We start from the raw sequence: 21,064 nt of genomic DNA, 5'->3' as shown, positions 1-21,064 counted from the left end.
TAAAAAATAGAAGCTGAAGACAGCAATAACATAAACAGATAGGACAGGTAAAGACTAAACCTGAATATTTAAGAAATTTTTAAAAGACAAATCGGGCATAGCGAGCTCACGAAATAATTATTTAGACATGAATTTCACGACATCATCCGAATTATCCCAAACACGCTACCGCATCGCAGAACTAATACTGGAATTTAACCATCCTTCGGATTTCACTTTGGCTCAGCTTCTCCCTTCCTTTCGGGACTTCCAATGGCTAGATGCTACAGAAAAAACCGACATTAGAATCGATATCCGTTCAGAGCAAGCCCCAATATCTAACGATATGGGTGCCCTTCGCACAGACGAGTCTATTGCATGGGGAGACCGATTCCGCTTTTATGAAAAAGAGGATACTTTTATCACAACAATCCGCAACGAAGAGGGCAATGCGGTTTGGTACCTCCAAAGTGACCGAAACTTTGAACATTCTATACTCTATGTTCCCGCAAGCACGGCTGATGAACAGAGCGGTGTTATTACCTGGATGGCCATGATGATCTTCGGACAAGCAAGTCTTTTACACAATACGATCATGATCCACGCGTCAGTTGTCAACCACGAAGGCAAAGGTGTGGCATTTCTTGGCAAGAGTGGTACAGGAAAGAGTACGCATAGCCGATTGTGGTTAAAACATATTCCAAATACAGTTTTACTTAACGACGATAACCCTGCCGTTCGCATTACAAACGAAGGGGTGTTAATTTATGGAACACCTTGGAGTGGCAAGACGCCTTGTTATAAAAATGAACAACGACCCTTACAAGGATTTGTTCGTCTGCAACAGGCTCCAATGAATGAGTTCGAATGGCAAACTGGGCTTAAAGGCTTTATCGCGGTATTGCCCAGCTGTACTTCCATACGATGGAACAAGGAATTATTCGCAAACATGAACACCATTCTGGAAAAAATCATTGCTCAGATTCCTGTTGGTTACTTAAAATGTTTGCCGGATGCTGCTGCGGCAGAACTATGTCATTCGGCTCTATTTCCGGACGAATAATACCATAAAAAACCCCCAAAGTCTCGTCGACAATTGGGGGTTTACAACTATCTTTTGATTGACATCTGAGAATTATCGCTTCTTTATCATGCCGCGGTCTGGTCGTATATTAACCTCGCCTTGGTCAAGCGTGCGGTAGCCCTTTCGGCTTACTGCATTGATAGAAGCTTTGGTGGTAATACCCGGTGCAGCATCATTCAGTGCTGTCGCTAACATCGTTTCTTTCTTGTCACCTACATCGACAAACACATAATCGGTTATATTACTTTTATCAGGAACTAAGCCATCCCAATAATCTGAAAAATTCGCTGAATTCTTCAAAAGAAAGGAAACAGGCCAGAAAGATACTTTGTTTTGTACAACCTGCTCGAAGAAACCTACGGGTTTGCCATAAGTACGTGTACCAGATGCAATAAGCTGCACTTGTAAATAAGGTTTCAACACATTAATTAACATTTCGGCTGCCGATGCTGTACGGTCACTCACCAGGAAATAGACCTTATTTAAGCTCAAATTGCTCTTGCCTTCAAACTTTGTATCCTGAAACATCCTATTGATGCTCGGCGTCGCTTTAATATAATCGTTAACCTCATAGGTTAGCATCAGCTTTCCTTTCGTAATGGCTCCCCCAATCTTATCAGCAACATAAGCAGAAGCATCCACGTAACCACCGCCATTGTAGCGCAAATCAACAATTAAACTTTTAATCTGCTGAGCCTGGAATTTATCAAAAGCTGCATCGATCTTTTGTTGATTGGCATTGTTATTCTCAATTTCTTCAAAAGACGATAAGGCAAGGTATCCAACATTATTTCCATTATAGGTATAGATAGAATCTTTATAGACGGGATCAATAGTATAGCCATTCGCGTATGCAAGATCTTTTGTTGTTGATGTTCCATCCTGATGTTTAACCTGCAATTTAAGCGTACCTGCATCTAATGCCGTATTCAACTTATTCATCATCTTGTCCCGCGCACTTGCATCATTAATCGTACAGCCAGTCGTCGTACAAGTGACAGCGATCGAGTAATCGGAATCACCGTTGACAGCTGTAATAAAATCAGAACGCTTGAAACCCGCTTTTTGCGCCGGGGACCCACCCTCTACGAAATAAATAATAGGCTGTGCAGTTTTCCCATCTTCGGTTCCCAATTGAACATAGATGCCATATCCATCGTTCGTATCCATTTTAAGCCTGCCAGAAGCAGTTGTTCCGGTATTATAACCATCGAGTCCCAGCATATAGGAAAATCGGTCGAAGACACCATTTGCGTAGGCGGCATGTGCCGGTGTCATCTTCTTCAACGCATCGAGCACCAAGTCGGCTGAACCATATTTATCCGTGAATTGAGCCGGATCGCTCGTATAATCAGGAATGGACTTGTCCCAAAGTGAATATAGTTTATAATACTTGTAGATATCATCCTTGATCAGCTGCGCTTCGGTACGCTCCACTGGTTCGGGCTCAGGCTCCGGTTTTGGGGTATCCTTTTTGCAAGAGAAGACTAATAGTCCTGTCAGTGCTATAGTGGCCAAACGTCCGGTTTGTTTTAATGGCGCTAAGTTCATAGTTGAAACATTTGTAAAACAAACATAAATAATTTAAGTCGATCTACAATAAAAAAAACACGCTGGCCTCGGGGGGAGTGCTAGCGTGTTTACTACCTATTGAAAAACATTATAATAACAATCGCAAATAAATACGGTTTTAAGAAAATAACATTTTTTAACAAATGATTTGTCAAAGAGAAGATTATTATTACATTTGCACTGTTTATAATTAATCTAAATAAATATATTTAAATACATAAACGATCATCTGATCAATCTATCATGAAAAACATAAGGTTCCATAGTATCCTCTTTCTACTCTTTATCACCTGCACGGTACAGGCACAACAATTCACAGCCTCACTAAAAGGATTTGTAAAAACTCAAACTCAACAAAGCATTGCGAGATCAACTATCCGTGTTGGGAAAATAAATTTATCGACTGATGAAAACGGATACTATGAGATCAAAAACATCAAAGAAAGAAGTATTACAATCAGCGTTTCGGCTGTAGGCTTCCAAAACTTATCAAAAACCATTGTTCTTAAAACGGGCGAGAATAGCTTAAACCTTGAGTTGACATCGGATCAAAAAGAAATTGATCAGGTCGAAGTATTTGGCCGCACGAAAGCCCAAGAGGTGAATCGACAAGCCTTTAATGTCACCGCGGTCGATGCAACAAAACTTTATAATACCACAATGGATATTTCAAGTGCCTTGGACCGTGTTGCAGGTGTACGCGTCAGAGAATCGGGTGGTGTTGGGTCTAATTTCAATTTGATGTTAAACGGCTTTAATGGTGATCAGATCCGTTATTTTATCGACGGTATTCCAATGGAGAACTTCGGGTCGGCATTTCAAATTAACAATATTCCAATCAATATCGCCGAAAGGATTGAGATTTATAAAGGTGTAGTACCTGTATGGCTCGGTTCGGATGCCTTAGGGGGGGCAGTTAATATTGTTACAGGTGACCGGATGAACAGTTATGTAGATGCAAGTTACTCATTTGGGTCCTTTAATACACACCGCACTGTGATCAATGCGGCTCATACAACAAAGAAAGGCTTATACTTCCAGTTGAATGCATTTCAAAATTATTCGGACAATAATTATAAAGTCACCGTCGACGTAGCTGACATCAATACTGGGGTTTATAAAGAAGGAGTTAAACTTAAAAGATTCCATGATACCTACCATAACGAATCGCTTATCGCGAATATCGGTGTGGTTAATAAACCTTACGCAGACAAACTCCTTTTTGGCATTGTCCTAGGGCAAAGCTATAAAGAAATACAAACAGGAGCCCGCATGGTGTCTGTCTTTGGTGGCTGGCACAATAGAGGGACCACGGTAATGCCAACATTTAAATATAAAAAGAATGACTTCCTTACCAAAGGACTTGATGTGATCGTTAATGGAAACATCAATTTGGGAAGCAACCAAAATATCGATACTGTTCATGCCCGTTTCGACTGGTATGGCAATAGAAAAAATCTCGACGGACCGGGCGGCGAACGTTCTTACTCAATGTATAAATACAAAAACAATGCTGGAGTAGCGAATGCCATTATTAATTATAAACTTTCGGAAAGACAAAGTCTATCACTGACAGACGTATTTAATACCTTCAAACGCAGCGGTCAGGATGAGGTAAACCCACAAAACGCAGCGAACGAACGCGCCCAGTTAAGTCAAAAAAATGTTCTTTCTTTTGGCTACCAATATGATATCAAAGATAGATTTAGTTTAAATGCCTTTTTGAAACATTACAATCAGCATAATGCGAGCGGCAATAACGAGTTGGAAAAGAACATTTCGAAATTAGGCTATGGGACCACACTTTCTTATTACCTAGCCCCAACTTTACAGATCAAGGGATCTTATGAACTCACCACCAAAATGCCTACCCCAACAGAACTATTTGGTGATGTAGAAAATTACGAGGGAAATGCCAGTCTGAAACCCGAGAAAAGCAACAACATGAACTTGGGATTACTCTACGATTTCCATCTTAATCCGGACAACCGTTTCGCCTTAATAGCAAATGCTTTCTATCGTCATGCGGACAACTTTATATATCAACGGTTGAACAACAATCAGTCAAAATATGTATCGGACAATAGAGATGGCGTACAATCAATCGGAGGTGATTTAGATCTTCGCTACTCCTACAAAAGATGGTTTATGGCCGGATTAAATGCTACTTATCAATCTGTCAAGAATATGCAAAAAGTAGAGCCTGGTTACACCGGCATAAGTCCACTATACAAAAATCAGATGCCAAATATCCCTTATCTATTTGGCAATCTAGACGCGTCAGTCATTTTTCCAGAGCTTGGCGGCAAAAATAACCGTTTAAATGTTGGAGCTAACCTCCTTTATGTGCATGAGTTTTGGTTGTATTGGCCAGGCTTAGGTTCAACCGATGCAGATGCCGAGAAAAGAAAAATTCCTACACAGTTAAGTCTAGATGCCAACATCGTATACTCCATCGCAAATGGTCGATACAATATTGCTTTGGAAGGCAAAAATCTAACGGATAATCGTTTGGTCGACAATTTCAGCTTACAAAAACCAAGCCGTGGCTTCTACCTCAACTTACGTTACTTCTTTAACAAACAAAATAATTTATAAATATTTTAATCATGAAAACAAAATCTCTATTCTCCCTATTAGCAGCTGCTATTTTATTCGGATCTTGCTCCAAAAGCGAATCTTCTGGAGGCGAAAGCACTGATGGTGGCAGCAAATATATCGTTGCAGTAACTCCAATTGCAAGCACAGGCGTAGCAGACTATCTGGTTACAGCCAATAGTCTTGATGAGGGAACAGTTTCGATCCTCGGTAATGGAATCGAGCAAGACGGGACTTACCGATATTATTTGACAACTAACAACAAATTCTTCAGCTTCTTATACGGACAAGGTAATCCAGGAGCAGTAACGGCATATAATTTAACCGATGGCAAGTTAAAAAAATTGACAAATTTCCAGTCGGAAACTGTAGCAGCATTTGCAGCGGTAAAAGAAGACGTATTAATGACTAAAATGTCTAGAAATCTGGCGACACCAACACATACCTGGTACAGAGTCAACACCAATAGCCTGTCTATTGTGGGAGAAGGATCCCTGAATGCGCTGGAACTGGCCAACAATGGCGAAATTGGCTATTTCAGCTGGTTGACGCAAGTAGGCAATAAAGTATATGCCCCATTCTTTTGTATTGAGAACTCTTCGTTTACAACAAAATATCCAAACAAAGCTTGGGTTGCCGTATTCTCTTATCCCGATATGAAGCTTGAAAAAGTTTTCACAGATGAGCGTACAAGCTATATAGGTCAATACTTTACCAACGGCCTTGGTACAGTGGAAAATGGTGATATCTACGCGTTTTCAGCTGCCAATGCTAAAAAATTAATAAGTTCAACACCTTCAGTTGTAACGGAAATCTCTACAACTAATCCCTCTGCAATCTTACGTATACCTTCAGGCACGACGGAATTTGACAAAAACTATTTCTTCAATGTGGCTGAAATTTCTGGTGGTTACAACATCGTTAACTGGACCTATGTTGGCGGGAACAATTTTATCGTAAGTTCAAAGAAAAAACAATCTGATAGTACTTATAGTGCAGCGACAACAATTGCAGCTGTAAACGTCGTAGATAAAACATTTAAAATTGTATCGGGTTTACCAAAAGCAGAAGAGGTAAAATCATTTACCCAAAGAAACAACTATAGCAAGAAAGATGGCAAAACAGGCTACATTGGCGTAAACCTAACTTCTGGAGAAAGCTATGTATATAAGATCGACGCTTCGGCTGCAACAGCGACCAAAGGCTTAAAAGTTGAAGGTGGTACGATTACCGCAATCGAACACTTAGACTAGTCTTTTTTATACGGACAATCACATACCCGATATGCCAATACATAGCATATCGGGTATATGTATAAATTATTAGACCTCATTATGTACACATTTTTACTCTTGCTCGTTTTCACCGGGAGCTTTTTCTGGTACTGTTCTTCCGAAAAAGTCAATATAAAACAAGGTCCACCATCCATACTCATTCTTGTAAAAGATAAAAACCGCTCAAGGATACTGGCTATTGTCCTGCTCGGTCTCGCCTGGATATTGACCATATACTTACAAGGCATCCTTTCGGGAACGCTAGCTTTCGGTGCCTATACCATGGGATTTTTCAGCTTGATTGTACTCTTATGGCCTTACCACTACTTTCAGCGGAAACAACTGACAATTGTTTTTCTAATTGCACTTATTTTTGAAACCCTGATTTTCTAAAACATGCCAGCCAATAAAAAATACTTAAGCAGCCCACTGCAACGTGCACTCAAATTGACCGCCGGATTCTTTGGTGGTTATTTTGTGATGTTATACCTCCATCTTTGCCTAACCAAAGTATTTGATAAAACAGATATTTTGATTACAGCCTATGTTACTGGTTTTATCGCTTGGGGAATATTATTGCTTGTCGCCTTTCTTTCACGAAACGGTTGGCTGATATGGGGTATCTATTTAATCTTGATTGCTGTATTCTATAGCATCTTTATGTACCTATAACCACCTTAATCATGAATCTAAGACGTTACAACATCTATTTCAATACCCATACGATTTCAGGGATAATCATCTGCGCCATTTTGTATGTGATTTTCTTCGCTGGTTCTTTTTCATTTTTTAAAAATGAAATCAATGCCTGGCAAAAAAACGAGTCCGACAAAGGCGGAACGTACCGAAATCTTGTTTTTGATCACCTTTTGGACTCTATTGGCCAGATCAAAGAACTTAAGGGTAGGGATATTACGTTTTATATGCAACACAATGGTCATTCGAGTTATGTCAATATCGGCGCATCCCAGGATACTATAGTTGCGAACAAAGCGAAAGCAGTCGCTGCGCAAAAAGAATTGGCCGAAAAGAAACGGCTTGCGGTGACAAATAAAGGCGCAGCGGTAAAAGATGAAAAAGCCAAAGATGAAAAAAAGAAAAGACGTGGCCGCGGTCGAAGGGGAAATGACGATTCCATGTATTTTTCTTATGACCTGACGACGAAAAAACCTTCGGACTACAGCGATGGTTATACCATGGGTGAATTTTTGTATCGTCTCCATTTCCTTGCTCCGCTCAACCAGATCGGAATCAATATCGGGCGTCCCTTTGGTTATACGTTGGCTGGACTAGTTTCTTTTATCTTCCTATTCGCATTGATCTCCGGGCTAATGCTTCACTGGGATAAAATCAAATCCAACTTCTTTGTATTTAGGCCCGGAAACAAATGGAAAACGGTATGGACCGATATGCACACGGCACTCGGTGTGATCGGATTCCCTTACCAGTTTATGTATGCACTTACGGGGATCGTATTAATTGTGAACTCGGTACTGATTATTCCCTTTAGCAAGTACCTATACGATGGCAAAGAAGATGAGGTGTATGCTGCGCTCGGTTACAACGACAATACAAAATATACTTATTTGTATGAACCGCTCACCACAACCTTTAATATGGGCGATTTTTTGGATAGACTGGAAAAAAAATGGCCAAACAGCCATATGAACCGCATCTTTATCAAAAATTATGGCGATAAAAGCATGCATGTCGTAGCACTATACGATGCCGACATTGATAAAAACTTTGCTGGTTCGGGCAGGCTGATCTATCGCGTGGCTGACAACAAGATCCTCTTTGAAAAATCTGCCGCAGAAAATGGCTCTTATCTGGATTATATGAAGGGTTTCATTTACCGTCTGCATCTGGCAGATTTTGGAGGCTATCCCGTCAAAATTATTTATTTTGTCTTAGGTATCATGGGTTGTTTTGTCATCATTTCGGGCATCCTAATCTGGCTGGTGGCACGTGACAAAAATAATATCCCAAAGCGCAAACGTGTCTTTAACTTTTGGGCAGCCAATGTATTTATGGCCAGCTGTCTAACGATGTTTCCCGTCACCGCAGGAACTTTTATCGCCGTTAAGCTTGCGACTAAAGTAGACCAGCCCTTTATATTTCATGTCTATTTTTATAGCTGGCTAGTATTAGGTGTTTTTTATATCATCCGCCGTAACATAGGGAAAACAAACTTAGAAACACTCTTACTCGGCTCGGTATTGGCTTTAGCAGTACCTATTGTGAATGGGATAAAAACGGGTAACTGGATATGGGAAACTTATCGCTCAGGCGCGAATGACATTTTACTGGTGGACCTTCTTTGGTTGTCTTTAGGAATCATCGGCCTACTCATCTTTACAAAGATGTTACAAACGACAAAAAAGGAAAATGCGAATGGCAAAAAAGTTACTGGAGCAACTAACAAAAACCATACGAAGTCGGGCAATAGCAGCGATGGCGACAGTAAAACAGGTACAGGTAGTCCATTGCCGCCTAAGAGAGCGTTCGCCCTAAAAAACAAACCTGCGACAGAGATCTAAAATTCGTTGTTCATATTCGCAAATGGCGGGCCTAAAAGCTCGCCTTTGCTATTTTATGCGATCTCCTCTCTTTAATACCGGTATTTCTCCTTCCATTTATCCCGTAAACTTTGTCTTAATTTTTCCTCCTGCGAATTTTGCCCTGGTTCATACAATTTGACACCGCTGATTTCTTTGGGCAGAAATTCCTGAACGACAAAGTTTCCCGGATAAGCATGTGCATATTTGTATTCGGCACCATAATTTAAATCCTTCATCAGTTTGGTCGGCGCATTACGGATATGCAAGGGTACTGATAGATCGCCCGTTTGTTTCACCAAAGCCTGTGCCTTATTGATTGCTTCGTAGGAAGCGTTGCTCTTGACAGAAGTCGCCAGATAGATCACCGTTTGCGAAAGAATAATACGTGATTCGGGCCACCCGATAACATTGACCGCCTGAAAACAATTGTTGGCCAGCAACAAGGCATTCGGATTGGCATTGCCAATATCTTCAGAAGCCAAAATCAACAATCTCCGCGCAATAAAGGACGGATCCTCCCCGCCTTCGATCATCCGTGCAAGCCAATAGACTGCTGCATTTGGATCAGACCCACGGATGGACTTAATAAAGGCCGATATAATATCGTAATGCTGCTCGCCTGCTTTGTCATAAATGGCCATATTTTGCTGTACCTGTTTCAGTACAAACGCATTCGTAATGGGCTCTTTATGTAATACCGCTGCATTAACGACCAGCTCAAGTACATTCAACAATTTACGTGCATCGCCACCGGACAGCCGCAACAAGGCCTCATATTCTTCGACAACAATAGCTTGTTTCTGTAAATATTCATCTTCATGTAACGCTTTTTGAATTAATCCAATAAGATCTTCTTCCGAAAGATGTTCCAATACATACACTTGGCAACGCGAGAGCAAGGCAGAAATGACTTCGAACGAGGGGTTTTCTGTTGTTGCACCAATCAGTGTGACCAGCCCGCGTTCAACAGCACCTAAAAGCGAATCCTGCTGCGATTTGGAAAAACGGTGAATTTCATCAATAAATAAAATGGGTTGATCTTGGTTGAAGTTCATCAGCCGTTCGGCTTTTTCGATGACTTCACGAATATCTTTCACCCCTGCCTGAATTGCACTTAATGAAAAGAAGGGCCGGTCCAGCTCCCTTGCGATCAGCAAGGCCAGACTTGTTTTTCCGACACCTGGAGGTCCCCACAGGATCATAGATGGAATATTCTTCTGCTGGATCGCATGATAGAGTACTGCATCTGGCCCCACAATATGTTGTTGTCCCACGTAATCGCTCAATTGCCGTGGTCTAAGTCGTTCTGCTAATGGAATTCGTGTCGCCATAACACAAAGTTAAAAATTAAACGGTACAGCGACTAAATATTTTAGCTTTATTCATTCAAAGTCTTCCATGGAGAGTTCTGCAAAGCAATAAGCATCAAGCTTTCACAAGCATAATTTTGAGGGGCATCATTCGCCATTCGATATTACTTTAACATTTTTTCACACAATTTTTCGTCATATTTGCTCTATTATATATGTAAATTGCTTTTGGCAGCGCATAACCGAGCTTGCAAGTTTATCCGAAAGAGCAATAGCTTGCTCAAAATGCCATATAGCTAAGTTTATAAAAAACGTTAAATATGACGTAATCATTTATGAGAATGACAAAATACTGGATTTCTATATTTTCCACCCTGACCATATTGATGAATGTACCCAGTCAGGTTGTGGCACAAAGCGCCGATAAGGATTATACTGGTGCGATAAAAAAATATGACCCCTCGTTTAAGGGTATTGGTCCGGAGGTTTATTTTTTACCGCCGCCCAAAACAGCCAACGAAATACTGGCGGAGAATTATGCCGACAAGAAGTCTTTCAGCAAAGAAATTGCCAGAAAACTCCTGCTCCAACGACTGCTTTTACAGCTACGGAGCACCAATAATTTGGGGCATTTTCAATATTTGATGAATCCCATGCCTACGGCGGCAGATAACTGGAATAGCGCTATAGAGGCACAAACGAAGGCTGAAAACTGGATTGCGGGTTATGCTCTTGCCAATGAAGCAGCCTTATTTTCAATTAAAAATAGCGATAGCAGCAACGCCTCAAAATTTCTATATCAGGCGCTTTCCTTGGCAAACCGGACAGATAACAGAGATGATATCGCGACCATAAATATGAACATCAGCAATTTCCAGCTGTATAGTGGAGACTTTGTACGCGCCGAAGAGAGCGCACAAAATTACCATACCTACGCCATGAAGAGCAAAAGCTATGCAGAGCAAGCCAACGCCTGGCTTTTAATTGCCATGGCACGAGCCGGCCAAGGAAATTATAAAGCTGCCGAAAATAATATTATCCGCAGTGCGATCCCCTTATTCAATAAGTCCAAAGCCTATGAAGGAAAAATCTTTGCTTGGGAAATGCTTGCTGAAATTTATTTTAAGCAAAATAAATTTACCGAGGCGCAGTGGTTTTTACTACAAGCCCGCGACTTGGCCAATGCAAAAAAATTAAGTAGCGAGCTTGCTGAAATTGAATATTTACTAGCTTCCTCCAAACAAAAAGATGGTAACTATAAGGTTGCAATCAAAGAATTTGTGCAGGCGGCAGAACTAGCTTCAGATGAAAATAACAAACAACTGTCGCTGGCTATATTGGATAAACTTGGCGAGGTGTATCTTGTGCTAAAAGATTATCCGTCGGCTGATCAGACCTACAAGGCCTATACGCAGCTAAAAAATGAATTGTACAATTGAAACATTTAAAACAATCTCCCCCTTCTGGTGGTCTGTTGAAAGAGCAGTCTACAAAGAGATTTTAAGCTTTTTGTAAATATTGAAGGATAAATCAAATAAATTTTTAGATTCTGCGATAATGTGCTACGAATTTCACTAAATTTAGCACGCTTATCAATAAGAGCTGAATATTTTTTAAATAAAAATGATTATTAAAACCGTCGAAAATATGTTTAGGAAACTCATATTTGCACTTTTTGTTGTATCCATTGTTTCTTGTGGCTCAAAACCACGGGTAGCGCTTCCTGATGATGGAGGGCTTAAACCGAGCACGCAACATCAGATTATCGCTAAAGAAGTCTCTGGATTATTGGAAAATGCGAGCTACAAAAAGGTCAAAATGAATGATTCGATATCGGGCATCATATACGATAATCTGATCAAAAGTTTGGATCAAGGAAAAAATTACTTACTTCAATCGGATATTGATGAATTTCAAGCGTACAGAAACAATCTTGCGCAGGATATCAAAAATGGAGATCTTTCGGCCGCATTCCATATTTTTAATGTCTATTCAAAGAGATACCTGGACAGAATGCAATATGCGCTTTCAGAAATCGACAAGAAACAGGATTATACAAAAGATGAGTATTACCAACCTAATCGTGAAAAACTGGGCTGGTTTAAAACTGCTGATGAAGCCAATGATCAATGGCGTAAACGCGTAAAATACGACCTCCTGAACTTAGAAACTGCCAGTGGAAAATCTACGGATAGTGCGAAGACCAAACAGGTGGAAACACTAAAAAAACGTTATGTAAATTTGATCTCGCAGGCGAAGAAAACCAATGCCAACGATGCATTTCAAGTGGTCATGCAAGCATTGACCGATGCTGTTGATCCACATACCTCCTATTTTAATCCATCCTTTGCCCAGGCATTCAATGAAGGAATGGCCAATACGTTTGAAGGTATCGGAGCAAGACTTGTCGTCGACAACGAAGCTGTAAGCATCTTCGAAATTATCCCGGGTGGCCCAATATTCAAAGACAAGAGCATTCACGTCAATGATAAGATCATTGCAGTGGCCCAAGGAAAAGATGGTGAATTTGAAGACATTATTGGCTGGAGACTTGATGCTGCGGTAGCAAAAATCAAAGGGCCAAAAGGAACCATTGTTCGCCTGAAAATTATACCTGCTGGTCAGCCAATGAACTCTCATCCGCGCATTGTCTCTTTAGTACGTGAGAAAATCGTCGTTGAAGAAGAGTCTGCAAAGAAAGAGATTATGAACGTCAAAGGCGCAGACGGAAAAACCTACAAAGTAGGTATCATCAATATTCCGAAGTTCTACATGGATTTTGAAGCGTACAGAAGACGCGATCCAAACTATAAGAGCACAACGAGAGACGTTAGATTAATCTTAGATACCTTGAAACAAGAGAAAGTAGATGCTGTTGTCATCGACTTGCGATTCAATGGTGGTGGATCCTTACCTGAAGCAATTGATCTAACTGGTTTATTTATCGATAAAGGCCCAGTTGTACAAGTAAGAGACACAAAAAATAACATCGATGTCGAAGAAGATAAAAATGCCGGCGTATCCTGGGATGGTCCATTGGGCATCATGATCAACCGCTTCTCGGCTTCGGCTTCTGAAATCTTTGCCGGTGCTATCCAAGATTACGGAAGAGGTATTATCTTAGGCTCTCAAAGTTATGGCAAAGGAACCGTGCAATCGGCGATCGACATGTCACGTGTCATCAGTCCGACCAGCCGCTTACTCCTAAAAGCCTCAGGTGAAAAAGATCCAGATACCCCAGAAGGTGCTCCTCAATATGGACAGATCAATATTACATTGGGTAAATTTTATCGTGTAAACGGTAGCAGTACACAACATAAAGGGGTTACACCTGATATCGTATTCCCTTCTCAGTTCTCCGCAGAGAAATTTGGCGAGAGCTCAGAAAAATCAGCACTCCCTTGGGATCAAATCCAATCGAGCAACTTCAAAAAAGTAGCTGACCTAAGTACTGTTGACAAGAAATTAGAAGCAATGCACGAAGCACGCATTAAAAACTCATTGGAATATAAGTATCTAAAAGAGGATATTGAAGAAGCTCAAAAAGATGAGGATGTTAAAATTCCATTGGAACTCAACAAATTCAAAAAAGAGAAAGATGACAACCTCAAGAAAAATAGAGACCGCATCAACGCTTTATTGAAATTGCAGGGTAAACCAGCATGGGAGGAAGGTAAGTCCCAACCTAAAATAGATCTTGACTTTGTCAAAGATGAAAGTGCCAAAGTGATGACCGATTATATCATCAATTTTGGAACTAAAAAATAGAAGATCTTTTCTTCTCAAAAAAGGCAACCGTAATCGCGGTTGCCTTTTTTTATGATACTCATCACAATAGGATGGGTTTAACATTAAATTCACGTTTTCTTTGTAACTTATCACGAGTTTAATTGTTTTAGGAATATACCACCGCAACACGAGATCCAAATGATCCATTGAGATTATGCACGACAGCTTTTGGACGACTTGAAGTGGCAGGTTATAGAAAATAAACACATAAAAAAGAGCATCATGAAACGTATCCTCCTGTTAACTGACTTTTCAGAAAATGCGCTACTAGCAGCAAAACAAGTTGCCCTATGTACAGAAGCCTGGAAAACGCAAAAGGTTATTGTCTACCATACTTACAATAGTGTCACCATTGTCAATAACGAACCTATTGTTATCGTCAATGATGAAGTGAAAGAGAGCAAAGAAAAGGAACTCATAGCATGGTTTGATCAAATTAGACTATTGTTTCCACCGCAAGTAGAATTATCTCATCAGATGGAAGATGTTGATCTGCCAATGGGAGTCAATGACATGTGTAAATCCCAGCATATTGACCTTGTCGCCTTGGGTATCACCGGACAAACAGGTTTCGCAAAGATCCTGGTCGGTAGCAATGCCATTACATTGATGGATATCTGCAATAAGCCTATGCTGATCGTTTCCCATAAGGTAAATCCTGCCGTCCCCAAAAATGTGTTGGCGACAACAGATCTCAAAGAAGTCGATCGAAAGCTTGATTTATTCAATTTAGATCAGGTGTTGGAAACCTTCGACGCACAACTTTATGTATTGAATGTCGCTAAAAAAGAGGGCTCTGCAGCCGATCTAGCACAGGAACTAAAGCACCTCCATGAACGCCTGGACAAATATCATCCGATTTATGACTACATCAGCCATGATGATATTGCACTAGGTATTGAAGAATATGCCAAAGAGAAACATATTGATCTCATACTTTCATTCCATAAAAAGCAAGGCCTATTAGCGAGCCTATTCAAAACGAGCATATCTAAGAAGATAGCCTGGAATGGCGCGGCCAACTTACTGGTTATTCCGATGGATAGATCGTAGAAACTGTTATGGTTTCGCAGGAGCGCTCCATTGATGTTGGTGAACCAAAGATCTATTTGAACGAATAGGAACAGACTAAGCAGAAAAAATAGCAAAGCCGCAATCTATCCTTAATTGCGGCTTTTTTGTTGTATCGTTCTTCCTCCTGGAAATCTCTTACCGGGAAGTCTTTTATTTCTTGTCAACCGAATGTTTACCCGGTCCAATAAGGATAAGTCCTAGAAACACAAAGCAAAGCTCAATTGCATGTGATGCTCCAGAGATACCGTCTCCTTTAGAAAGATGCATTAATCCAGCAATGACCATCGTAAAAGCAAGCAATAATGCCGCTGGTCGGAAAAAGAGTCCCAGCAGTAAAAATAGCCCCCCAACAGTTTCGGTTGCGGCAGCCATAAAACCCCAAAATGTAGGCATAAAATGAATACCAATATTACCCATTGATTTTCCGACACCTGCCCAGAGCTCAGGACCGCCCTGTAACTTGGGCAGACCATGCATGATCATCATCACCCCCAGTCCGACACGTAGTATCAACAGTCCTGTATCCCGATATTTACCCAATGAATTCCAAATTGCCATAAAAAACGTTTAATTTATTAAAACTTAAATTACCGATCTCCCTAAATTAATGAAATTATTTAGATTGAGCAGATATTAACAGCTTCGGTTTTCATAAAAACTATTGCATTTATAATACTTAATGTGTAATTTAAAGGCTATAGACCCGATTATAACGCGATGAATCTCAACATATATCCTGTCTAAGAACGTGTAAAAACACCTTAGCTAAGGGTTATGGACAAACAAATAACGAAAAAGGATGAAAAATCTACTCTTGTTAACAGACTTTTCGGACAATGCCTATGCTGCTGCGCGCTATGCCGCGCAATTGGCTCCGCTCTGGGGAATTGAAAAGGTTGTCTTATACCATACATACGAAGTAATCCCTACCGTGGGAACCGAACCTGTTGTCATAAGCAATTCAGAAATCTTGGAAGAAAAGCAAAAGGATCTCAATACCTGGCAGCAGGAACTGATGTTACTTTTCCCTGAGGGCATTGCCTGGAAATCAGTTCTTGAGGAATACGAGCTTAGCTACGGCGTAAACCGCACCTGTGCTGAGGAGGACATTGACCTTGTCATCGTCGGGACAGCTGGTAAAAGCGGCTTAAAAAAGCTACTCCTTGGTAGCAATACCCTCAAGCTGATCGAAAATTGTCACACACCATTGCTGGTGGTCCCCGCACGGGCAGAATTTCGGGTACCCAAAAAGATGTTGATCGCCACCAATCTCAAAGAGGTAAAACTGAAATTAAACCGTCTTTTGGTTAATGCCGCAGAAGTCTTACGTAAAAGTGAGGTCTATGTGGTTCATGTGACCAAAGAAGACCCTGCAAATAAGGCGGTAAATGCCGAAATAACAGCCATGCAAGATTTACTGGCGCCTTATCACCCCATCTATAGTTATATCCTCAATGCAGACATTGCTTCTGGAATCAACCAATACATCAACGAAAATCATATCGACATGATGGTCACTTTCCATCGGGACAAGGGCTTATTAAGCAGAATATTCAATACAAGTATAGCGCAGAAGATGGCTTGGAAAAGCCATGCTGCGATGATGGTCATCCCCGTACATTCGGGTTAATCAAGATATATGGTCTGGAAAAGTTCTGTTCAGTTAGGCTTACAAATAAGTTAACTGAACAGAATTATCGGTAGTTTCCAATGTTACTTTTCGGCCAAATACAAGGGCATGATTGTCATCAATATGCCCGGCAGGGTAGCCGAAAGCCACCGGAAAATCATATTCTTTCACTTTATCCCACACAATTTCCTCAACGCTTTGCCCAAAAGTAGGATCATTGTCTTTCATGGCAGAGAACCCTCCCACAATCAGACCTTTTAATTTTTTTAGTTTTCCTGCGCGTTTCAACGCCCATAACATTCTGTCTATGGAATAATAGGCTTCACCGACGTCTTCAATAAATAAAATTTTATTCTTGTAATTGACATCCGAATCCGACGCAAGTACAGATAATAAAATCGCCAAATTTCCACCGACCAACTTGCCTTCGCCTTTACCCGCGCGGTTGGGAAATAAGGTTTGCTCATAGGTAAAGTCCATGTTATGACCGAACAATGCATTTCTTAAGGTTTCAAGAGAGGCTTTTGTCCCGGTTTCAAAGGATTTGGGCATCTGTCCATGTATTGTTGCAATTTTATAGTTGCGTTGAATATGACTATGCAATACGGTAATATCACTAAAGCCCACCAACCATTTGGGATCTTTTTCAAAGCTTGAAAAATCTATCTGATCGACAATACGAACACAACCGTAACCCCCGCGCGCGGCAAAAACAGCTTTAATCGACGGATCATCCAGTGCCCACTGCAGATCTGCTGCCCGCAACTTGTCATCGCCGGCAAACTGATGGAACGATGTCCCGACGGTTTTCCCGACCACAACTTCCAGTCCCCAGCTCTCCAATGTTTTTATGCCTACATCAATAGATCCACGAATAAAACTCGCAGGGCATACAATAGCGACTTTATCGCCTTCTTTCAGAAAATCAGGTATTTTGGACATATTTTTTATTGCTAATGATCAAACAAAATCGCCTCCTCACGATAGAGTCCGACGATAAATTTACTTGATATATGGTGCTTATATGTACAAATAAACGTAAATTTATCTAAGTTTTCTACCGCTATTTTGAATAATATTTCTACGATAACAAGCAATTAAACAGAAGCGCATTTTGATCAGATTGCAACAATCCGAGGAATCGGCCGGCACAAGAATTCAAGAATAAATTGTTCGATATGACACGCATTTATATTGCATATAAACAGCAATTTATCTAAGTTTGCCAAAGAAAACATGTACACACTTTAATATACTTTCAAGCATTGAGTATTCTAGATAAAAAACGTTATACCATCACATCGGCATTACCATATGCCAATGGTCCTTTACATATCGGACACCTTGCCGGAGCTTATATCCCAGGGGATATTTTTGTCCGTTATTTACGTCTGAATCAAAAAGATGTAGTTTATGTATGTGGTTCAGATGAGCATGGTGCGGCGATTACCATCCGTGCAAAAAAAGAGGGCATCACCCCGCAACAAATCATTGACAAATACAACAAACAAATCAAAGAAAGCTTTGAGGAGTTTGGTATCTCTTTCGATATATATCACCGTACATCGGAGCCCATACATCACCAGTTATCGCAGGATTTCTTCTTAAACCTTTACAACAAAGGCGAATTTGTGGAGAAATTTTCCGAGCAGTACTACGATGAGGAATACCATCAGTTTTTGGCCGACCGCTACATTACGGGAACTTGCCCAAATTGTAAGTCCGAAGGCGCCTATGGGGACCAATGTGAAAAATGTGGTACATCACTGAGTCCCACAGACCTGATCAACCCGATTTCAACATTAAGTGGAAAGACACCAGTGTTGAAAGAGACGAAACACTGGTATCTTCCTTTGGATAAATACCAACCTTGGCTTGAAAAATGGTTGATCGAAGGAAAGAAAAATATTCTTAAATCCAACGTCTTTGGCCAATGTCAATCCTGGCTTAAATCCGGTTTGCAACCACGTTCAATGACAAGAGATCTGGACTGGGGGGTTGATGTTCCTTTGGCTGAAGCTCAAGGTAAAAAGCTATATGTCTGGCTAGATGCACCTATCGGTTATATCTCTGCAACTAAACAGTGGGCCTTAGACCATGGTAAAAACTGGGAAGATTATTGGAAAACCCATGAAAACCCCGCAGACGACTCTACACTGATCCATTTTATCGGAAAAGATAATATTGTTTTCCACTGTATTATTTTCCCGGCAATTCTTCATGCACACGGCGGCTATATTTTACCAGAAAATATTCCGGCCAACGAATTCCTGAACTTAGAGGGTGATAAACTATCTACGTCTAGAAATCATGCGGTATGGTTACATGAGTATCTGCAAGAGTTTCCTGACAAACAGGATGAATTGCGCTATGTATTAACATCCATATTACCAGAGACTTCAGATGCAGAGTTCACCTGGAAAGATTTCCAAGCCAGAATCAACAATGAGCTCGTTGCTATCTTTGGAAATTTTGTCAACCGCGTGATGGTACTTTCGCATAAATATTTTGATGGTAAGGTATTAAAAGGTTCGGCACTGACAACGGTAGACCAAGCGGTATTGGATGAATTAAAAGCATACCCGGCTTCTATTAAATCGTCTTTAGAACAATTCCGCTTCCGCGAAGCTTTGGCAGAGTTCATGAGTGTTGCTCGTCTTGGCAACAAATATCTTGCGGACGAGGAGCCATGGAAAATTATTAAAACGGATGAAGAACGTGTCAAAACCATTTTAAATGTAGCGGCACAGATTGTTGCTAACCTTGCTGTTCTTGCACAGCCGTTTTTACCGAAAACGGCGATCAAATTATTTGAAATGCTCAATTTCCCACAAGGGAACTGGAATGACGCAGGTTCAGATGCTTTAATTCAAGACAACCATCAATTGGGTGAAGTACAATTGTTATTTGACAAAATAACTGACGAACAAGTCGACTTCCAATTGAATAAGCTTGCCGAAGCAAAAGCAAAAAATCTAGCTGATAATGCAAAAGTTGCTCCTGCGAAAGAAAACATCAGTTTTGACGATTTTGTTAAAATGGATATCCGCGTCGGAACGATTACAGCAGCCGAAAAAGTTGCGAAAACAAAAAAATTGTTGAAATTAACAATCGATACTGGTATTGATACACGCACAGTCGTTTCGGGTATCGCAGAGTTCTTTAGTCCGGAAGAGATCGTAGGTCGTCAGGTATCCATCCTGGTCAATCTTGAGCCTCGCGAAATAAAAGGAATTATGTCACAGGGCATGATTCTTATGGCCGAAGATGCAGATGGTCGATTGGATTTTGTTAAACCCGACACCGCAATTAAAGTAGGAAGTACAGTACGTTAATAGAAAACGTGCATTCCTTTTATATAAAAAGCCTGTTCATACGAACAGGCTTTTTTGGTTTATCATTGTAACCGGCTAAAAGAATATGCTCTGCATACGCTTTTTAAATTCCTTATCATCCAGATAATCATAAACGGTCTCTTTCAATTTTTTGAGGACTTCTGTTCTCGATTCTGCCACAACTTTTTTCTTTTTGGTCAGCACATTTGAAACCGGGGCGTTTGTGATCTCGACCTTTGTCGCAAACATATTTACATTCATACTAGGAATGGATACCCCCATCACCAGGCCAGGGAGACCGTGTATAAGTTCAGGACCACCGGAGACAGGTATTTGTCCCGCAAAAAAGGCAACCACATAGACCGAATCTTGGATGATTCCATTGGCTCTTCTGCAGTCATATCCCGCGATATTGCGGTATTCGTCAGTATACTTCCACTTTACGGTAGGCAAAGAATCTTTGAGCAAGAGCTGATCATCTCCGAAAGGGAGTAGTTTTAGGAATTCCTGATTTTGAAAATTAATATATGTTTTTGAATCCGGAAGGATAGAATTATATCTGGTCACATTACGGTAAGTCGCAGGATAGTCTTCCTGAACTGTCTCAAACAAGGTTTCATTATCGTAAAATTTCAGAATATGATGGGTCACAACCTCCGTAGGACCATTTTTTACGGCATTGTCGACCATCAGCTTATCCCAGGTATCCAAGTCCGGCTTGCTCAGATAATTCCGTTTTAAAAAGTTCTGTACATGAAACTTCCGTTCATAAGTCACTATTCCACTACTGGGGAAATAGGCATGCTGTGCCTGTGCTGTACTCATGCACAGCAATAATACCCAAATCATCAACTTCAT

At 40.7% G+C, this 21,064-nt stretch carries 16 protein-coding genes; 11 read left to right on the top strand and 5 right to left on the bottom strand.

Annotated elements, in window-relative coordinates; genetic code table 11:
- Window positions 1–127 precede the first annotated feature (127 nt).
- Window positions 128–1,042 carry a hypothetical protein gene (locus tag ACLCDV_RS00600; protein ID WP_411972618.1) on the top strand — a complete coding sequence of 305 codons (915 nt, stop codon included), beginning with the start codon at window positions 128–130 and terminating at the stop codon, window positions 1,040–1,042.
- A gap of 72 nt (window positions 1,043–1,114) precedes the next feature.
- Here ACLCDV_RS00600 and ACLCDV_RS00595 read toward each other — a convergent pair whose 3' ends face one another.
- On the bottom strand, window positions 1,115–2,614 hold the full coding sequence (locus tag ACLCDV_RS00595) for a S41 family peptidase (protein ID WP_333575927.1): 1,500 nt from the start codon (window positions 2,612–2,614) through the stop codon (window positions 1,115–1,117).
- Between the two features lie 264 nt (window positions 2,615–2,878).
- Here ACLCDV_RS00595 and ACLCDV_RS00590 point away from each other — a divergent pair, with 264 nt between their 5' ends.
- Genes ACLCDV_RS00590 through ACLCDV_RS00570 form a run of 5 tightly spaced genes read left to right on the top strand, consistent with a single transcriptional unit; the run spans window position 2,879 to window position 9,047 of the window.
- The gene (locus ACLCDV_RS00590) at window positions 2,879–5,233 is read left to right on the top strand and encodes a TonB-dependent receptor plug domain-containing protein (protein WP_411972617.1); all 2,355 of its coding nucleotides are present in this window, start codon (window positions 2,879–2,881) and stop codon (window positions 5,231–5,233) included.
- Window positions 5,234–5,244: 11 nt separating this feature from the next.
- Entirely contained in the window at window positions 5,245–6,486 is a 1,242-nt protein-coding gene (locus tag ACLCDV_RS00585; RefSeq protein WP_411972616.1) for a DUF4374 domain-containing protein, read from the top strand.
- Between the two features lie 57 nt (window positions 6,487–6,543).
- A complete protein-coding gene (locus tag ACLCDV_RS00580) occupies window positions 6,544–6,900 on the top strand; it encodes a hypothetical protein (RefSeq protein WP_317668908.1) in 357 nt (118 codons plus the stop codon).
- A 3-nt stretch (window positions 6,901–6,903) separates the two neighbouring features.
- Window positions 6,904–7,179: a hypothetical protein gene (locus ACLCDV_RS00575; RefSeq protein WP_317668909.1), complete on the top strand. Its 276-nt coding sequence runs from the start codon at window positions 6,904–6,906 to the stop codon at window positions 7,177–7,179.
- Between the two features lie 11 nt (window positions 7,180–7,190).
- Window positions 7,191–9,047, top strand: a complete 1,857-nt coding sequence (locus ACLCDV_RS00570; RefSeq protein WP_333575932.1) for a PepSY-associated TM helix domain-containing protein — start codon at window positions 7,191–7,193, stop codon at window positions 9,045–9,047.
- 71 nt (window positions 9,048–9,118) lie between these two features.
- On the opposite strand, the gene ACLCDV_RS00565 is transcribed toward ACLCDV_RS00570, so the two are convergent.
- A complete protein-coding gene (locus tag ACLCDV_RS00565) occupies window positions 9,119–10,399 on the bottom strand; it encodes a replication-associated recombination protein A (RefSeq protein WP_317668911.1) in 1,281 nt (426 codons plus the stop codon).
- Window positions 10,400–10,713: 314 nt separating this feature from the next.
- Here ACLCDV_RS00565 and ACLCDV_RS00560 point away from each other — a divergent pair, with 314 nt between their 5' ends.
- From ACLCDV_RS00560 to ACLCDV_RS00550, 3 genes are all read left to right on the top strand, one after another.
- Window positions 10,714–11,817 carry a tetratricopeptide repeat protein gene (locus ACLCDV_RS00560; RefSeq protein WP_411972615.1) on the top strand — a complete coding sequence of 368 codons (1,104 nt, stop codon included), beginning with the start codon at window positions 10,714–10,716 and terminating at the stop codon, window positions 11,815–11,817.
- A gap of 208 nt (window positions 11,818–12,025) precedes the next feature.
- Complete coding sequence (locus ACLCDV_RS00555; protein ID WP_317668913.1) at window positions 12,026–14,146, top strand: carboxy terminal-processing peptidase; 2,121 nt, start codon at window positions 12,026–12,028, stop codon at window positions 14,144–14,146.
- A 243-nt stretch (window positions 14,147–14,389) separates the two neighbouring features.
- On the top strand, window positions 14,390–15,220 hold the full coding sequence (locus ACLCDV_RS00550) for a universal stress protein (protein WP_317668914.1): 831 nt from the start codon (window positions 14,390–14,392) through the stop codon (window positions 15,218–15,220).
- Between the two features lie 171 nt (window positions 15,221–15,391).
- Here ACLCDV_RS00550 and ACLCDV_RS00545 read toward each other — a convergent pair whose 3' ends face one another.
- A complete protein-coding gene (locus ACLCDV_RS00545; protein WP_046673771.1) occupies window positions 15,392–15,799 on the bottom strand; it encodes a DoxX family protein in 408 nt (135 codons plus the stop codon).
- A gap of 241 nt (window positions 15,800–16,040) precedes the next feature.
- Between ACLCDV_RS00545 and ACLCDV_RS00540 the strand changes: the two genes are divergently transcribed.
- Window positions 16,041–16,871, top strand: coding sequence for a universal stress protein (locus tag ACLCDV_RS00540; RefSeq protein WP_333575940.1), 831 nt, complete (start codon window positions 16,041–16,043; stop codon window positions 16,869–16,871).
- A 39-nt stretch (window positions 16,872–16,910) separates the two neighbouring features.
- On the opposite strand, the gene ACLCDV_RS00535 is transcribed toward ACLCDV_RS00540, so the two are convergent.
- Window positions 16,911–17,813, bottom strand: coding sequence for an LD-carboxypeptidase (locus ACLCDV_RS00535; protein ID WP_333575941.1), 903 nt, complete (start codon window positions 17,811–17,813; stop codon window positions 16,911–16,913).
- Window positions 17,814–18,136: 323 nt separating this feature from the next.
- Between ACLCDV_RS00535 and metG the strand changes: the two genes are divergently transcribed.
- Entirely contained in the window at window positions 18,137–20,206 is a 2,070-nt protein-coding gene (metG, locus tag ACLCDV_RS00530; protein WP_333575942.1) for a methionine--tRNA ligase, read from the top strand.
- A gap of 75 nt (window positions 20,207–20,281) precedes the next feature.
- On the opposite strand, the gene ACLCDV_RS00525 is transcribed toward metG, so the two are convergent.
- Complete coding sequence (locus ACLCDV_RS00525; RefSeq protein WP_317668918.1) at window positions 20,282–21,064, bottom strand: GLPGLI family protein; 783 nt, start codon at window positions 21,062–21,064, stop codon at window positions 20,282–20,284.

The organism is Sphingobacterium sp. Lzh-3, from assembly GCF_046764375.1.
Classification (GTDB): Bacteria; Bacteroidota; Bacteroidia; order Sphingobacteriales; family Sphingobacteriaceae; genus Sphingobacterium.
This window is presented reverse-complemented; position numbering and strand designations above follow the sequence as displayed.

Bases quoted from the DNA above. Each gene is read 5' to 3' on its own strand.
- ACLCDV_RS00525 (WP_317668918.1), bottom strand. From the start codon at position 21,064: ATGAAGTTGATGATTTGGGTATTATTGCTGTGCATGAGTACAGCACAG.
- ACLCDV_RS00535 (WP_333575941.1), bottom strand. From the start codon at position 17,813: ATGTCCAAAATACCTGATTTTCTGAAAGAAGGCGATAAAGTCGCTATT.
- ACLCDV_RS00590 (WP_411972617.1), top strand. From the start codon at position 2,879: ATGAAAAACATAAGGTTCCATAGTATCCTCTTTCTACTCTTTATCACC.
- ACLCDV_RS00550 (WP_317668914.1), top strand. From the start codon at position 14,390: ATGAAACGTATCCTCCTGTTAACTGACTTTTCAGAAAATGCGCTACTA.
- ACLCDV_RS00560 (WP_411972615.1), top strand. From the start codon at position 10,714: ATGAGAATGACAAAATACTGGATTTCTATATTTTCCACCCTGACCATA.
- ACLCDV_RS00585 (WP_411972616.1), top strand. From the start codon at position 5,245: ATGAAAACAAAATCTCTATTCTCCCTATTAGCAGCTGCTATTTTATTC.
- ACLCDV_RS00565 (WP_317668911.1), bottom strand. From the start codon at position 10,399: ATGGCGACACGAATTCCATTAGCAGAACGACTTAGACCACGGCAATTG.
- ACLCDV_RS00540 (WP_333575940.1), top strand. From the start codon at position 16,041: ATGAAAAATCTACTCTTGTTAACAGACTTTTCGGACAATGCCTATGCT.
- ACLCDV_RS00555 (WP_317668913.1), top strand. From the start codon at position 12,026: ATGTTTAGGAAACTCATATTTGCACTTTTTGTTGTATCCATTGTTTCT.
- ACLCDV_RS00595 (WP_333575927.1), bottom strand. From the start codon at position 2,614: ATGAACTTAGCGCCATTAAAACAAACCGGACGTTTGGCCACTATAGCA.
- ACLCDV_RS00600 (WP_411972618.1), top strand. From the start codon at position 128: ATGAATTTCACGACATCATCCGAATTATCCCAAACACGCTACCGCATC.
- ACLCDV_RS00545 (WP_046673771.1), bottom strand. From the start codon at position 15,799: ATGGCAATTTGGAATTCATTGGGTAAATATCGGGATACAGGACTGTTG.
- ACLCDV_RS00570 (WP_333575932.1), top strand. From the start codon at position 7,191: ATGAATCTAAGACGTTACAACATCTATTTCAATACCCATACGATTTCA.
- ACLCDV_RS00580 (WP_317668908.1), top strand. From the start codon at position 6,544: ATGTATAAATTATTAGACCTCATTATGTACACATTTTTACTCTTGCTC.
- ACLCDV_RS00575 (WP_317668909.1), top strand. From the start codon at position 6,904: ATGCCAGCCAATAAAAAATACTTAAGCAGCCCACTGCAACGTGCACTC.